Annotated in this window: 12 protein-coding genes; 3 read left to right on the top strand and 9 right to left on the bottom strand. The window is 52.4% G+C overall.

The features are described from left to right. Window positions 1–457 precede the first annotated feature (457 nt). Together ACJHX3_RS11125 and amiD are read left to right on the top strand one after the other, a co-directional pair. Window positions 458–781, top strand: coding sequence for a heavy metal-binding domain-containing protein (locus ACJHX3_RS11125; RefSeq protein WP_001160731.1), 324 nt, complete (start codon window positions 458–460; stop codon window positions 779–781). Beyond that, complete coding sequence (gene amiD, locus ACJHX3_RS11130; RefSeq protein ID WP_001550894.1) at window positions 778–1,608, top strand: N-acetylmuramoyl-L-alanine amidase AmiD; 831 nt, start codon at window positions 778–780, stop codon at window positions 1,606–1,608. The genes ACJHX3_RS11125 and amiD overlap by 4 nt, the downstream gene beginning before the upstream one ends. Here the strand turns inward: amiD and ACJHX3_RS11135 are convergent. From ACJHX3_RS11135 to aqpZ, 8 genes are all read right to left on the bottom strand, one after another. Then, entirely contained in the window at window positions 1,605–2,618 is a 1,014-nt protein-coding gene (locus tag ACJHX3_RS11135; RefSeq protein ID WP_001305933.1) for an NAD-dependent epimerase/dehydratase family protein, read from the bottom strand. The genes amiD and ACJHX3_RS11135 overlap by 4 nt on opposite strands. Before the next feature lie 98 nt (window positions 2,619–2,716). Next, complete coding sequence (locus ACJHX3_RS11140; RefSeq protein WP_094308415.1) at window positions 2,717–4,147, bottom strand: SDR family oxidoreductase; 1,431 nt, start codon at window positions 4,145–4,147, stop codon at window positions 2,717–2,719. A gap of 10 nt (window positions 4,148–4,157) precedes the next feature. Continuing rightward, a complete protein-coding gene (gene ltaE, locus ACJHX3_RS11145; protein WP_000566385.1) occupies window positions 4,158–5,159 on the bottom strand; it encodes a low-specificity L-threonine aldolase in 1,002 nt (333 codons plus the stop codon). A 36-nt stretch (window positions 5,160–5,195) separates the two neighbouring features. After that, window positions 5,196–6,914, bottom strand: coding sequence for a ubiquinone-dependent pyruvate dehydrogenase (gene poxB / locus ACJHX3_RS11150; RefSeq protein WP_000815341.1), 1,719 nt, complete (start codon window positions 6,912–6,914; stop codon window positions 5,196–5,198). 132 nt (window positions 6,915–7,046) lie between these two features. Further along, a complete protein-coding gene (hcr, locus tag ACJHX3_RS11155) occupies window positions 7,047–8,015 on the bottom strand; it encodes an NADH oxidoreductase (protein ID WP_001578062.1) in 969 nt (322 codons plus the stop codon). Window positions 8,016–8,026: 11 nt separating this feature from the next. Further along, window positions 8,027–9,679: a hydroxylamine reductase gene (gene hcp, locus ACJHX3_RS11160; RefSeq protein ID WP_024042197.1), complete on the bottom strand. Its 1,653-nt coding sequence runs from the start codon at window positions 9,677–9,679 to the stop codon at window positions 8,027–8,029. A 143-nt stretch (window positions 9,680–9,822) separates the two neighbouring features. Next, window positions 9,823–10,722 (bottom strand): L-lysine exporter LysO, encoded by a 900-nt coding sequence (lysO, locus tag ACJHX3_RS11165; protein WP_000491132.1) that lies wholly within the window; start codon window positions 10,720–10,722, stop codon window positions 9,823–9,825. A 483-nt stretch (window positions 10,723–11,205) separates the two neighbouring features. Beyond that, window positions 11,206–11,901: an aquaporin Z gene (gene aqpZ / locus ACJHX3_RS11170; RefSeq protein WP_000488716.1), complete on the bottom strand. Its 696-nt coding sequence runs from the start codon at window positions 11,899–11,901 to the stop codon at window positions 11,206–11,208. 425 nt (window positions 11,902–12,326) lie between these two features. On the opposite strand from aqpZ, the gene ACJHX3_RS11175 reads away from it, so the two are divergent. Next, window positions 12,327–13,985: an ATP-dependent endonuclease gene (locus tag ACJHX3_RS11175; RefSeq protein WP_094308416.1), complete on the top strand. Its 1,659-nt coding sequence runs from the start codon at window positions 12,327–12,329 to the stop codon at window positions 13,983–13,985. Here the strand turns inward: ACJHX3_RS11175 and ACJHX3_RS11180 are convergent. After that, window positions 13,982–14,938, bottom strand: coding sequence for a VirK/YbjX family protein (locus ACJHX3_RS11180; protein WP_001355621.1), 957 nt, complete (start codon window positions 14,936–14,938; stop codon window positions 13,982–13,984). The genes ACJHX3_RS11175 and ACJHX3_RS11180 overlap by 4 nt on opposite strands. Window positions 14,939–15,051 lie beyond the last annotated feature (113 nt).

The raw sequence follows: 15,051 nt of genomic DNA on the forward strand, positions 1-15,051 counted from the left end.
TGAAATACTTTATTCTCTTAAAAATAAATATTGTATTAAACTATTAAGCGCTCAGGATCGGGCGTTTATATACGAATTTGCAAGAATGATCTTCGCTTATATTAATGACAAAAGCATTGAGATCTTATTACTTTCTTGTTTTGCGGCGGCTGACCAAAAAGCAATCCAGAGATATATACCTCAGGCGCAAGATGGGGAAGACTTTAGGAATCATTTACAATATAAGTTGACTCTTCCCACTCATTAATGTTGCTGGTACTACATAATACGACAGGTAAGCGGTGCTCCATAATAAAACTAATATCGGGTTATGCAACGGATAATTGTACAGGCTTATGTACCTGTTTTTGACACAATGAGATGATTTCCTAAACTGATCAAAACCTTCTTCCCAACATGGCATATCAGTCCGATAATGCTTTAGAGATCGAAGGCTTAACAAACAAGGAGATCGATCATGCAATTTTCTACAACCCCAACTCTGGAAGGCCAGACCATCGTCGAATATTGCGGTGTGGTGACCGGCGAAGCGATTTTAGGTGCCAATATTTTCCGTGATTTCTTTGCCGGTATCCGCGATATCGTTGGCGGACGCTCCGGGGCTTATGAAAAAGAATTGCGTAAAGCGCGGGAGATTGCCTTTGAGGAGCTCGGCGATCAGGCCCGGGCGCTGGGGGCTGATGCCGTAGTCGGTATTGATATCGACTACGAAACGGTCGGGCAAAATGGCAGTATGCTGATGGTTAGCGTCAGCGGTACGGCGGTGAAAACGCGTCGATGAGAAGAGTCTTCTGGCTGGTCGCCGCCGCTCTGTTACTGGCAGGGTGTGCCGGCGAAAAGGGCATTGTCGAGAAAGAGGGATATCAGCTTGATACCCGACGCCAGGCGCAGGCGGCGTATCCGCGCATTAAAGTGCTGGTTATCCACTACACCGCAGATGATTTTGATAGCTCGCTGGCGACACTGACCGATAAGCAGGTCAGTTCGCATTATCTGGTGCCTGCTGTGCCACCGCGATACAACGGTAAACCGCGCATCTGGCAACTGGTGCCGGAACAGGAGCTGGCCTGGCATGCGGGGATTAGCGCCTGGCGCGGGGCAACGCGCCTTAACGACACCTCTATTGGCATTGAGCTGGAAAACCGTGGCTGGCAGAAATCATCCGGAGTGAAATATTTTGCCCCGTTTGAACAGGCACAGATTCAGGCGCTTATTCCGCTGGCGAAAGATATTATTGCCCGTTATCACATCAAGCCGGAAAACGTAGTAGCGCATGCGGATATTGCGCCGCAGCGCAAAGACGATCCGGGGCCGTTATTCCCCTGGCAACAACTGGCGCAGCAGGGGATTGGTGCCTGGCCGGATGCGCAGCGGGTGAACTTTTACCTTGCCGGGCGCGCGCCGCACACACCGGTAGATACCGCGTCATTGCTGGAGCTTTTGGCGCGCTACGGTTATGACGTTAAACCTGATATGACACCGCGCGAGCAGCGGCGCGTGATTATGGCGTTCCAGATGCATTTCCGCCCGACGTTATACAACGGCGAAGCGGATGCAGAAACTCAGGCGATTGCCGAAGCGTTGCTGGAGAAATACGGGCAGGATTAGCGCGGCAGTTTTCCGTGGTCGCGTAGCCAGGCGGCAGTTTTCTCGATACCTTCATCCAGGGTGAGGACTGGTTGATAACCTAACTCTTCCTGCGCACGCGTAATATCCAGCGTAAAGTCAAAATTCAACTTGGAGACGCCGTAGTGGGTCAGCGGCGGCTCTTTTGCTGACTTGCGGCCTAAACGCTCCATGCTGCGGGCGATCATATCCAGCATCGGGTAGGGGACGGAACGAATACGACAGTCAATATTCAACTCGTCGATCAGCTTCTGCACGATGCTGCGCAGTGTGCGATGCTCGCCATTGGTGATGTTGTACACACGCCCGGAAGGTAGCTTATCGCAGGCTTCCTGGCTTGCCAGCCACATGGCGTGCACGGCATTTTCATAGTAGGTCATATCCACCAGCGCACTGCCGCCGTGCGGTAACAGAATGCTGCCGTAGTGGTGCATCATATGCGCCAGACGGGGAATAAAGACTTTATCGTGCGGTCCGAACAGACTTTGTGGGCGCAGAATAGTAAAGCGCGTTTGTGGATTCGCCTGCGAAAGCATATTGATCACCTCTTCGCTGGCTGCTTTGCTGCGGGCAAACTCGTTGGCGAAGCGGTGAGGGCGAAAATCTTCTTTAATATCGCGATGGTGGTGATAATCGAAGTACAGGGAGGGGGAAGAGATATGAATAAAGTTACGCACACCCCAGGCGACAGCCCATTCACCCAGGCGGCGAGTGGCGCGAACGTTAGCCAGATCGAAAGCCTGTTGTGTCCCCCAGGGCGAGGTAAAGCTGGAGCAGTGCCACAGCGTATCAATGCCCGCGAGCATCACTTTAGCTTGTGATGAGACCAGCTCGGTCAGATCCGCCGGAACAAACTCTGCGCCCATTTTTTCCAGCAATTTACCCATTGCCTCGTTGCGACCGGTCGCTCGCACGCTGATGCCTTTCTGGCATAAAAACTCTACCGCGTTTCGACCTAAGCCGCTGGTGGCGCCGGTAACCAGTACCTTCATATCAATCCACTGTTGTTGAGAAAATGACGTGCGCATTCTTCCGTGATTTCCCCCATGATGCAATGGGAAACATGAAAGAATAACGTAGGTTTTGTCGATTAATCTGTGCTTTGTTCTGCCAGTCTGGCGATTTGTTTTGCCATTCCGCGAAAAATAAACAGATGCGCGGGGATCATCAATAACCAGTAAAACAGCCCCGGCATACCGTGCGGATGCCAGAATGCGCGAACATCGATAGTACGATAGTCGCCTTTATCTTCCAGGGTAAAACACAGTCGTCCCAGCCCCGGCGCTTTCATGCCAAATAACAGCGTAAGTTGTTTTTCCGGTTCAACGACAATCACTTTCCAGCTATCCACCGCATCGCCGGTCTGCAAATATTCACGCTCCGGGCGGCCTTTCGCTAACTTATGACCGATCGCAAGGTCCATCAACGCCCGTGTCTGCCACAAAATATTGCCAAAGAAATAACGCTCTTTACCGCCGATTTGATTCACCACCTGCCATAAAGCCGCAAGGCTGGCGGACGTTTTAACGGTAAACCCCGCCTGTTTGGCGAAATAACCGTACTCCGGTCGCCAGCGGGCAAAGGCCTGAGCGTCGTATCCCCAGTCGCTGGAGTTGACCAGCTTTTCTTCCTCTTTCAGGGTGCGACGTACCGCGTCATCGAAAGCAATCAGCCGTTGTGGGATGAGTGCACGTAACGCGGTGTCATCTGCCAGCAGATCGTGTTTCAGCCCCTGAATCAACGCTTTGGCGGTGGTGGGCGGTACGGAAGTAATCACATTGAGAAACCACACCGAAATCCAGCGGGTCGGAAAGGGGATGGGGATCAACCAGCGGCGCTTACCGCTCACCGCCATAAAATGTTCAAACTGTTGCTGATAACTGAGCACTTCTGGTCCGGCGGCTTCGAAGATGCGATGTTCGCTGGCCGGATGATCTAACAGCGCCACCAGATAGTGCAGCAAGTTTTCCAGCGCGATGGGCGTGGTGCGTGAACGAACCCAGCGTGGCGGCGTTAACACTGGTAGGTTGTAGACCATATCGCGCATGACTTCGAACGCCGCTGAACCTGCGCCAACGATTATTCCGGCACGCAATTCGGTCACCGGGACACCCGCTTCACGAAGAATATCCGCCGTAGCCTGACGGGCGCGCAGATGGTCAGACTGCTCATGTGGCGGGGCCTGCAACGAACTGAGGAAGATTAATTGCTTAACAGGGACTTCGCGTAGCGCATCGCGGACGTTGAGAGCCACCTGGCGCTCCTGAGCGATAAAATCGCCGCCTTCGCCCATGCTGTGCACCAGAAAATAGACGGTATCGATATCCTGCAACAGGGCCGGAAGGTTATCCGGCCAGCTGAGATCGACTTTATGGCAACTGACGTTTGCCAGTTGCAGCTTTGCAAGCCTGTTGACATGACGTGCCGCCGCCAGGATCTGATGCCCTTGCTGGCTGAGTGTGCGCACCAGATGCTGACCAATGTAGCCACTGGCACCGAGAACTAAAATGCGTTGCGGCACGTCTCCCTCCTTAACGCGCCAGGAATGCGCGCCAGTGGGCGGCGACTTCCGCCAGTTGTGCACGCGAGACGTCAAGATGGGTCACCAGGCGGACAATCGGCGAGGCGTTAATCAGCACGTTTCTCGCTTTCATGTATTCGCCTAACGCGGCAGCATTTTCTTCCCCGACGCGAACAAACAGCATATTGGTGTCCTGACGCATCACATCCGCGCCTGCTTCACGCAACTGCTCCGCCATCCAGTCGGCGTTGTCGTGGTCTTCCTGTAAGCGCGCGACGTTATTTTTCAGGGCATACATCCCGGCGGCAGCCAGAATGCCGGACTGGCGCATCCCGCCGCCGGTCATTTTCCGCCAGCGGATGGCGCGTTTAATGTAATCACGATTACCGACGAGTAATGAACCGACTGGCGTCCCAAGACCTTTCGACAGGCAAATGGTGAACGAATCACAATATTGCGTGATCTCTTTCAGTTCGCAGCCGTAAGCCACCACGGCATTAAAGATGCGTGCACCGTCAACATGCAGCGCCAGATTGCGCTCGCGAGTAAATTCCCATGCTTCTTTCAGGTATTCCCGCGGCAGCACTTTGCCGTTGTGGGTGTTTTCCAGACTGAGTAATTTGGTGCGGGCGAAATGGATATCGTCGGGTTTGATTTTCATCGCCACTTTATCCAGCGGTAGCGTGCCGTCGGCAGCAGCGTCGATGGGTTGCGGCTGAATACTGCCCAGCACCGCTGCGCCACCGGCTTCAAACAGATAATTATGCGCGGCCTGACCGACGATATACTCTTCGCCGCGTTCGCAGTGACTGAGCAGAGCGACCAGGTTAGCCTGGGTGCCGGTCGGCAGAAAAATGGCGGCTTCTTTACCGGAAAGCTCTGCTGCATAGTCCTGCAGAGCATTAACGGTAGGGTCGTCTCCGTAAACGTCGTCCCCAACCGGGGCGGCCATCATTGCTTCGAGCATGGCGCGGCTCGGTCGGGTAACGGTATCACTGCGTAAATCAATCATGGCATGTCCTTATTATGACGGGAAATGCCACCCTTTTTACCTTAGCCAGTTCGTTTTCGCCAGTTCGATCACTTCATCACCGCGTCCGCTGATGATTGCGCGCAACATATACAAGCTAAATCCTTTGGCCTGTTCGAGTTTGATCTGCGGTGGAATGGCTAACTCTTCTTTGGCGACCACCACATCCACCAACACCGGACCGTCGATGGAGAAGGCGCGTTGCAGGGCTTCATCGATTTCAGAGGCTTTTTCTACACGAATACCCGTAATGCCGCACGCTTCGGCAATGCGGGCAAAGTTGGTGTCGTGCAGCTCAGTACCGTCTGTCAGGTAGCCTCCGGCTTTCATCTCCATCGCCACAAAGCCCAGCACGCTGTTATTAAAGACGATAATTTTCACCGGCAGTTTCATCTGCACTACTGAGAGGAAATCGCCCATCAACATGCTAAAACCGCCATCGCCGCACATGGCGACCACCTGACGTTCCGGCTCGGTTGCCTGCGCACCCAACGCCTGCGGCATGGCGTTAGCCATCGAACCGTGGTTAAACGAACCTAACAGGCGACGCTTGCCGTTCATTTTTAGATAACGTGCCGCCCACACCGTTGGCGTACCAACGTCACAGGTGAAAATAGCGTCATCGGCGGCAAAATGACTAATTTGCTGCGCCAGATATTGCGGGTGAATGGCTTTCTCGCTCGGTTTAGCTAAATCGTCCAGCCCTTTGCGGGCGTCGCGGTAATCTTCCAGCGCTTTATCCAGAAACTTGCGATCGGTTTTTTCTTCCACCAGTGGCAGCAATGCACGCAGAGTCGATTTGATATCGCCGACCAGTGCCATATCCACCTTGCTGTGAGCGCCGATGCTGGCTGGGTTGATATCAATCTGAATGATTTTGGCATCGGTCGGGTAGAACGCGCGGTATGGAAATTGTGTGCCGAGCAGCACTAAGGTGTCGGCATTCATCATAGTGTGAAAACCTGACGAGAAGCCGATTAATCCCGTCATTCCGACATCATACGGATTATCGTATTCGACATGTTCTTTACCGCGCAGGGCATGAACAATAGGTGCTTTAATTTTCCCGGCAAACTCAACTAACTCTTTATGCGCCCCCGCGCAGCCGCTACCACACATCAGGGCGATATTGCTGGAATAACGCAGCAGTTGCGCCAGTTTGCGTAACTCTTCTTCTTCCGGCGTCACGACTGGCTGTGGCGCATGATACCAGTGCGAGGTTGCCCCTTCTGGCGCAGGTTTTAACGCCACGTCGCCCGGTAATACGACAACGGAAACGCCACGGTTAAGCACCGCTTTGCGCATGGCAATCGCCAGCACTTGTGGGATTTGCTCCGGGCTGGAAACCAGCTCGCAATAGTGACTACATTCGCGGAATAGCTCTTGTGGGTGGGTTTCCTGGAAATAGCCGCTGCCAATTTCGCTGGAAGGGATATGAGCGGCAATCGCCAGTACCGGAACGTGATTGCGGTGGCAATCGAACAGGCCGTTGATTAAGTGCAGGTTGCCGGGGCCGCACGATCCGGCACAGACCGCCAGTTCTCCTGAAAGTTGTGCTTCAGCGCCAGCGGCAAAGGCCGCCACTTCTTCATGGCGGGTGGACATCCACTCGATGGTGCCCATGCGATTAAGACTGTCACTAAGACCGTTCAGAGAGTCGCCCGTGACTCCCCAGATGCGTTTCACGCCTGCCGATTCGAGTGTTTTGGCGATATAAGCTGCAACCGTTTGTTTCATGGTTCTCCATCTCCTGAATGTGATAACGGTAACAAGTTTAGTTCATCTGACGGAGGGGGAAGGGATGGGGGAAAAAGGAGGCACTAACGGTTAAATAGCCCGATGAAAGGAATATCATCGGGCATAAGGCGATTATGCGAGAACCAAATCCCCCTGCGGATGGCAGGAGCAGGCCAGTACGTAACCTTCAGCGATTTCGGCGTCGGTCAGCGTCATTGTGCTGCTTACCGTATATTCACCGGAAATCACTTTCGTTTTACAGCAGCCGCAAACACCTGCACGGCAGGCGGCGACAACCGGAACGTTATTGCTTTCCAGCGCCTCCAGTAGCGTGGTGCCAACCGGGGCGTAAAATTCTCGTGCCGGTTGCAGTTTGGTGAATTTCAGACCGCTGGTCGCCGCTTCCGCTACTGGGGTGAAGAATTTCTCTTTAAAGAAACGCGTCACGCCGAGCGCTTTCACTTCCTGCTCTACCCAATCCATATACGGAGCCGGGCCGCAGGTCATCACGGTACGTGAAGCTAAGTCAGGGACACCTGCCAGCAGTTCGCGAGTGAGACGACCAGCGATAAAGCCTTCGGTAACGTTATTTTCTGCCACCAGCGTCACCGGATAGTTGCGCCACTCGTCGGCGAAAATAACATCCTGCGGCGAACGCACGTTGTAGATCACCTGCACATCGGCCTGCGGACGGTTCTTCGCCAGCCAGCGACGCATCGACATAATCGGCGTGACGCCGCAGCCTGCCGCCAGCAACAGGAATTTATCTTCTGCTTTATCGTCGCAGGTAAATTCCCCCATCGCGTCCGAAAGCCAGAGATAATCACCGCGTTTTACATCGCGCGTCAGCCACTGGGAGCCGACACCGTCATCAATCCGCCGCACAGTCAGGGTGATGTATTCACTCACGCCTGGCGTGGAGGAAATGGTGTAAGCACGCAGCGTTTCCGCTGAGTTACGCACGCTGACCAGTGCATATTGCCCGGCGCGATATGGGTAGTAATCGTGGCAAATCAGGGAAATCGTCCATACATCCGGCGTTTCTTGCGTAATGTGATGAACCTGCATCCGCCACGGGCATTGATTCGTTGGCATCGTCATCGACAAACTCCTTACGCGCTCAACAGTTGCTTCATGTCTTCTTCAACAGTGGTGATAGAACGCAGGCCGAATTTCTCGTTCAGCACCGCCAGCAGATCTGGTGTCAGGAAACCTGGTGCAGTCGGGCCGGTGACGATATTTTTCACACCCAGAGAAAGCAGTGTCAGCAGAATGACAATCGCTTTCTGTTCAAACCACGAGAGCACCAGCGACAGCGGCAGATCGTTGACACCGCAGCCCAGTTTTTCTGCCAGCGTTACCGCCAGAATAATCGCTGAGTAAGCATCGTTACACTGACCAGCATCTACCAGACGCGGCAGACCTTCGATATCGCCAAACTCGAGTTTGTTAAAGCGATATTTACCACAGGCGAGAGTCAGGATCAGACAGTCATCCGGCACGTTGGTGGCGAAATCGGTGAAGTAGTGACGCTCGCCGCGTGCGCCGTCACAGCCGCCAAGCAGGAAGATATGACGCAGTTTTTCACGGCTTACCAGATCAATCAGCGTATCCGCTGCGCCAAGCAGCGTTTGACGACCAAAGCCTACGGTGATCAGGTGCGGAATTTCGCTGTACGGGAAGCCCGCCATTTGTTGCGCCTGGGCGATGACCGCAGAGAAATCTTCGCCATCCAGATGACGCACACCCGGCCAGCCAACGATGCTGCGGGTCCAGATACGATCGTCATAAGCGCCTACGGTTGGGTCGATGATGCAGTTCGAAGTCATCACGATGGGGCCAGGGAAACGAGCGAACTCCACTTGCTGATTCTGCCAGCCGCTGCCGTAGTTACCGACCAGATGCTTGAATTTACGCAGCTCCGGGTAGCCATGCGCAGGCAGCATTTCGCCGTGGGTGTAGACATTAACGCCCGTGCCTTCGGTCTGTTCCAGCAGGTTGTAGAGATCTTTGAGATCGTGACCGGAAATCAGAATGCATTTACCCGCCGTCGCTTTGACGTTGACCTGGGTTGGCGTCGGGTGACCGTATTTACCGGTTTCGCCTGCATCCAGAATGCTCATCACTTTGAAGTTCATCTGGCCGATTTCCATTGAACACTCAAGAAGCGCGTTCATATCGGCAGGCCAGGTCCCCAGCCACGCCATGATTTTATGATACTGGGCATAAATATCGTTGTCGTATTGACCGAGAACATGCGCGTGTTCCATATAGGCCGCCGCACCTTTCAGGCCATACAGGCACAGCAGACGCAGGCCAAGAATGTTTTCGCCAATCGCCGCTTTATCTTTGTTAGGGGTAAATTCTGCTGCCTGACGTTGCAGCTCGCCGAGATCATCGCTCACCAGTTGCAGGTCAGCCATCGGGTTATCGACGCGCGCGTTGGCATCTACAGCCAGGCATTGTGCTTTCAGCACCTCGCGCAGGGCAATCGCTTCACGAGCGTAGCCGACTATACGCGGAGAATCGAAGTTAACGTTGGTCAGGGTTGAGAAAAATGCGCGTGGCGCAAAGCTGTCTACATCGTGGTTGATGATGCCGTATTCACGCGCTTTTACCGCCCAGGCCGAAAGCCCTTGCAGCGCCGCGATGAGTAAATCCTGAAGGTCAGAGGTTTCCGCCGTTTTACCACACATCCCCTGCGCGTATGAGCAGCCGTTTCCTGCCGGAGTACGGATAGTTTGTTCACATTGCACACAAAACATGATCACACCTTTTAAAGTTATATTTAATATACATGTTTAAGGTTAAGACGCTTAACGCGGGGATAAAAGGGATTTTTCATGCAACTTTAAGGGAGATTGATTTAGCGCAATTTTGGCGGCAGGGATCTACCGCCAGAGAGGTATTATGCAGAGAAAAAGGCGATGAGGATCGGCACTAACAGGCTAAGAATAAAACCGTGAACAATCGCCGCCGGGACCATATCCAGCCCGCCAGTACGTTGAAGAACGGGCAGGGTGAAATCCATTGATGTGGCACCGCATAAGCCCAGTGCAGTCGAGCGGCTGCGGCGAATCAGCCCAGGGATCAACATAATAGCAATCAGCTCACGGGCCAGATCATTAAAAAACGCCGCGCTCCCGATTACCGGACCAAAAGATTCGGTCAATAAAATACCGGAAAGAGAATACCAGCCGAAACCGGAGGCCATTGCCAGCGCGGTATTGATGGGAAGATCAAGAATAAAGGCGTTAATTAAACCACCAATTAATGAACTGGCAACCACCACCACGGCGACAATCATTCCCCGGCGATTAAGGACAATCTGCTTTAAGGTCATGCCATTATTGCGCAACTGAATACCGACGAGGAAAAGTAGCAGAATTAAGGTGTATTCACTGGCTTCGGTCGCATGTTGTAAGAAAGCCAGTCCACTCAGGCCAATGGCAAAACCAATCACTACTACGCCGCACAGTTTTAGCGACTCCAGCGCCATCGCAATACGCGACGGGAGTTTTTCTTGCTGGTGGTGGTTGCGCCACGGCAGACCGCGCTCCAGCCACAACAACGCAATAATATTGCAGAGTAAAATAATGGTAATGCTGACGGCGGAATAATGCAGAATTGCCAACAGGTTACTGGCGAGGTTATCGAGAAACGCCAGACTGATACCCATAAAAAAGAGAATAAGGTAAACCATCCAGCTTAAGAGCTGATTAATAACTCTTAATGCAGCTTTTTGGCGAAGAGGAATGAGGTAACCCACAATCAGGGGAACCAGAATGATTAACAGCCCAGAAAACATGAAAACCCAGTCCTTGCAAAGATGAAGTCGAAATGCGCGATGACACACTACTGAAAGCGGAAGGACGAGTAAAGTTGCAATTAAAAGGAAATGTTATGCATAAGGATCGGTAGGGTATTCATTTTCATTTAAAGATATTCTTGCGCTTTAATTACAAACCGCACCGGTGTTGGTGGCGTCAAAATCGCCGAGGCGTTCCCTGAAGGCCGGGGCAGCCCACATGGATGTGGGCTGAGGGCGCGTTTTACAGGGATGTTACCTCGCGCCCGACCCGGTAGCCGCAAGGGATAAGTCGAGGGCACCGCGCAGCGGCGATTTTGTTCGCCAGAGCCCGGGGGGGCAGGGGGCGGCGGCGATTGGCCGCCCCCTGCGCGCTCCCTGCGCCAGTGACTATATGTGGCTTAACACATCAAGGAGCGCAACAGGAAGATGAATCAATATATTTAAAAAAGGCCTGACATTGCGCCAGGCCTTCTGCGTTAATTAATTACGTTTTTCCAGTAGAGTCCGGTAAATCAGACCACCGATAATACCGCCGACAATTGGCACCACCCAGAAGAACCACAGTTGTTCTAACGCCCAGCCGCCCTGGAAGATAGCAACCGCGGTGCTGCGCGCCGGGTTAACAGAAGTGTTAGTCACCGGAATACTGATTAAGTGAATCAGGGTTAAGGCCAGACCAATAGCGATCGGCGCAAAACCAGCAGGAGCGAATTTGTCGGTTGCGCCGTGGATCACCAGCAGGAAACCTGCACTCAATACCAGTTCAACTACCAGCGCGGAAAGCATGGAATAACCGCCTGGCGAATGCTCGCCATAACCGTTAGAAGCAAAACCGCTGGCTGCCGCGTCAAAACCCGTTTTACCACTGGCAATTAAATACAGCAGCGCTGCCGCAACAATACCGCCGACAACCTGGGCAATTACGTAGCCAACGACTTCTTTTGCCGGAAAACGTCCGCCAGCCCATAAACCAATAGTGACCGCCGGGTTAAAATGACCACCAGAAATATGACCAACAGCAAAGGCCATCGTCAGAACGGTCAGACCGAATGCCAGCGCCACGCCGGCAAAACCAATGCCTAATTCCGGGAAGCCTGCGGCCAGTACGGCACTACCACAGCCACCAAAAACAAGCCAGAAAGTACCAAAACATTCAGCTGCTAATTTTCTGAACATATCCACCTCAATTAAAAATTGACCCTGTGAAAAATATGGTCGTTTTATAGGGTCGTCGTAAAAAAGTGACGACGGAAATAATGCGCGGCTATTTTAAAAACGAAGGCGAGTCATTCACCAGATAAATAAATCCAGTAAATTTGATTTAGGGCAACAGCGGGTTGCCCCATATAGTCATTTGTCTGATTGACAGTGTAGTGCAAGCAAAAGATTTAATCCTTTAGGCGTAATAAAAAATAATTTATCATGCTAATTATTTGATTTTGTTGTTTTTGCAGGCTTATCAGCAAGAGGGAGTATAACGCGATTATTCGCTCATTTTTCAGACATTTGCCATGCTTAAATGTGATGTCATCACGTATTAGCATGGCCTTTCCCGTTATACTGCCAGCGTAAAGGATAAGTCACATATTTCTGGAGGGGATATGATTCTTGAGCGCGTTGAAATTGTGGGTTTTCGCGGTATCAACCGTTTGTCGTTGATGCTGGAACAAAACAACGTCCTGATTGGGGAGAACGCGTGGGGTAAATCCAGCTTGCTGGACGCCTTAACTCTGCTGCTATCGCCAGAATCAGATCTCTACCATTTTGAGCGCGACGATTTCTGGTTCCCGCCGGGAGATATCAACGGGCGAGAACATCATCTGCATATTATTTTGACCTTCCGCGAATCGCTGCCAGGCCGACATCGGGTTCGCCGCTATCGGCCGCTGGAAGCGTGCTGGACGCCATGCACCGATGGCTATCACCGTATTTTTTATCGTCTGGAAGGGGAGAGTGCGGAAGACGGCAGCGTGATGACACTGCGCAGTTTTCTCGATAAAGACGGACATCCGATTGATGTCGAGGATATTAACGACCAGGCACGCCATCTGGTGCGTTTAATGCCGGTGCTGCGCTTGCGTGATGCCCGTTTTATGCGCCGTATTCGTAACGGCACGGTGCCAAATGTCCCTAATGTGGAAGTCACCGCGCGCCAGCTCGATTTCCTCGCCCGTGAGCTATCCTCACATCCGCAAAATCTCTCTGATGGGCAGATTCGTCAGGGACTTTCCGCAATGGTACAGCTGCTTGAGCATTATTTCTCTGAGCAGGGGGCCGGACAGGCGCGATATCGTTTAATGCGGCGGCGAGCCAGCAATGAGCAACGAAGCTGGCGCTATCTGGATATCATCAACAGGATGATTGACCGACCAGGAGGGCGCTCGTATCGGGTTATTTTGCTCGGCCTGTTTGCTACTTTATTGCAGGCAAAAGGCACATTGCGACTGGATAAAGACGCCCGTCCATTGTTGCTGATCGAAGATCCAGAAACCCGTTTACACCCCATTATGCTTTCAGTTGCCTGGCATCTGTTGAATCTTCTGCCATTGCAGCGCATTGCCACCACCAACTCGGGTGAGCTGCTTTCGTTAACGCCGGTAGAGCATGTTTGCCGACTGGTACGTGAGTCCTCGCGCGTTGCCGCCTGGCGTCTGGGGCCGAGTGGTTTGAGTACCGAAGACAGCCGACGCATCTCTTTCCACATTCGTTTTAATCGTCCGTCATCGCTGTTTGCACGCTGCTGGCTGCTGGTGGAAGGCGAAACGGAAACCTGGGTTATCAATGAACTGGCGCGTCAGTGCGGACATCATTTTGATGCCGAAGGGATCAAGGTCATTGAGTTTGCCCAGTCCGGGCTAAAGCCACTGGTTAAATTTGCCCGGCGAATGGGGATTGAATGGCATGTACTGGTCGATGGCGATGAAGCAGGGAAGAAATATGCCGCTACGGTACGCAGCCTGTTGAATAACGATCGGGAAGCCGAACGAGAACATTTAACGGCGTTACCGGCGCTGGATATGGAACATTTTATGTATCGCCAGGGATTTTCCGATGTGTTCCACCGCGTGGCGCAAACCCCGGAAAATGTACCGATGAATCTGCGCAAAATTATCTCGAAAGCGATCCATCGCTCTTCCAAACCCGATCTTGCCATTGAAGTGGCAATGGAGGCAGGACGTCGTGGTGTGGATTCCGTACCGACGCTGCTGAAAAAAATGTTCTCACGCGTGCTGTGGCTGGCGCGCGGTCGCGCGGATTAACCGCGAAACATCGTGGCCATTTGTGGCTGAATAGCGTCGAGCATCTCATAGCGCCGACGGTATTCAGCCCGTTTTTTACTGGCGATTTCGGCAATCTCTTTTCGTGCTATCTGTGCTGGAAGGCGGTAATGGCGTTCAGCATCACATACGCCGCCAACCGACTCCCAGAACGCGTTGTAATCAGCATGGATCTTGCCTTCTTTATCGCGATAACGCAGGCTGCGGTAAATATGTGTTTCATTGCTGACGGCAATGATCTGCTCTACCTGCAAACGTTGGGCAAACAGACAGGCTGCTTCCATCACAAGGCGTTTGGGAAATAGCCCGTGGCAGGCTTTCGTCGCATTCTGGATTTCCTGATGTGGAATTTCCCATTTTGCGCCTTGCAGTCCGCCAATAAACATTGTTCTTTTCCCCTGATATTCACACAGGGTAAACGTGATCTCTGCCAGAGGAATACCTTCGCTGTTGCGGAACAGGATTGTGCTGTCACCTTCTTTATCCATTGAGATCATCATGGTCAGCTCAAGTGTGAACTGCTCGCCGTTTTTGCCTTCCAGCTTCGCCAGTTGCAGCCCGGGGGTATTCAAATATAAGCTGAATTCTTCCGCCGACATACACCCGCGGAGTAACGCATAATGGTAACGTAACGCCTCCAGCAATTGCTTACGGCTAAGATTCGCCGCAAGGTAAGGGCGATGCAGACGCACAGGCAGTCGCGGCTGGCGCGTTAACAACACATTGAGATTAGGCCAGTGGGAAAGTTCGTTCATCCACTCAACGCTTAAACGCGGCATAATCAACGAGCGCAGCAAAAATTTCTGGCGAAAACTACGGCGATGCCAGAATTTACCCGGCCGACACTGTCCACGTGCCAGACTAAGAAAAAGTGACAGGCTGCTGAGAGATTCAGATGGCGTAAAGGTCCGTTCAGTTAGCTGCGACATATTCATGAAATCAATGGTTATACATGACGTCGATTTCACCATTGCGTATCTTAACCAAACATCAATAGTGTGATTACTAACGTAAATTTTAGGGTTTTGTTGATATTTCGTTGAAGTTA

This window comes from Escherichia sp. WS1265, assembly GCF_046487585.1.
In the GTDB taxonomy this organism is placed as follows: Bacteria; Pseudomonadota; Gammaproteobacteria; order Enterobacterales; family Enterobacteriaceae; genus Escherichia; species Escherichia coli.

Coding starts and splice junctions, on each gene's coding strand:
- ACJHX3_RS11125 (WP_001160731.1), top strand. CDS start 458: ATGCAATTTTCTACAACCCCAACTCTGGAAGGCCAGACCATCGTCGAA.
- amiD (WP_001550894.1), top strand. CDS start 778: ATGAGAAGAGTCTTCTGGCTGGTCGCCGCCGCTCTGTTACTGGCAGGG.
- ACJHX3_RS11135 (WP_001305933.1), bottom strand. CDS start 2,618: ATGAAGGTACTGGTTACCGGCGCCACCAGCGGCTTAGGTCGAAACGCG.
- ltaE (WP_000566385.1), bottom strand. CDS start 5,159: ATGATTGATTTACGCAGTGATACCGTTACCCGACCGAGCCGCGCCATG.
- poxB (WP_000815341.1), bottom strand. CDS start 6,914: ATGAAACAAACGGTTGCAGCTTATATCGCCAAAACACTCGAATCGGCA.
- hcr (WP_001578062.1), bottom strand. CDS start 8,015: ATGACGATGCCAACGAATCAATGCCCGTGGCGGATGCAGGTTCATCAC.
- hcp (WP_024042197.1), bottom strand. CDS start 9,679: ATGTTTTGTGTGCAATGTGAACAAACTATCCGTACTCCGGCAGGAAAC.
- lysO (WP_000491132.1), bottom strand. CDS start 10,722: ATGTTTTCTGGGCTGTTAATCATTCTGGTTCCCCTGATTGTGGGTTAC.
- aqpZ (WP_000488716.1), bottom strand. CDS start 11,901: ATGTTCAGAAAATTAGCAGCTGAATGTTTTGGTACTTTCTGGCTTGTT.
- ACJHX3_RS11175 (WP_094308416.1), top strand. CDS start 12,327: ATGATTCTTGAGCGCGTTGAAATTGTGGGTTTTCGCGGTATCAACCGT.
- ACJHX3_RS11180 (WP_001355621.1), bottom strand. CDS start 14,938: ATGAATATGTCGCAGCTAACTGAACGGACCTTTACGCCATCTGAATCT.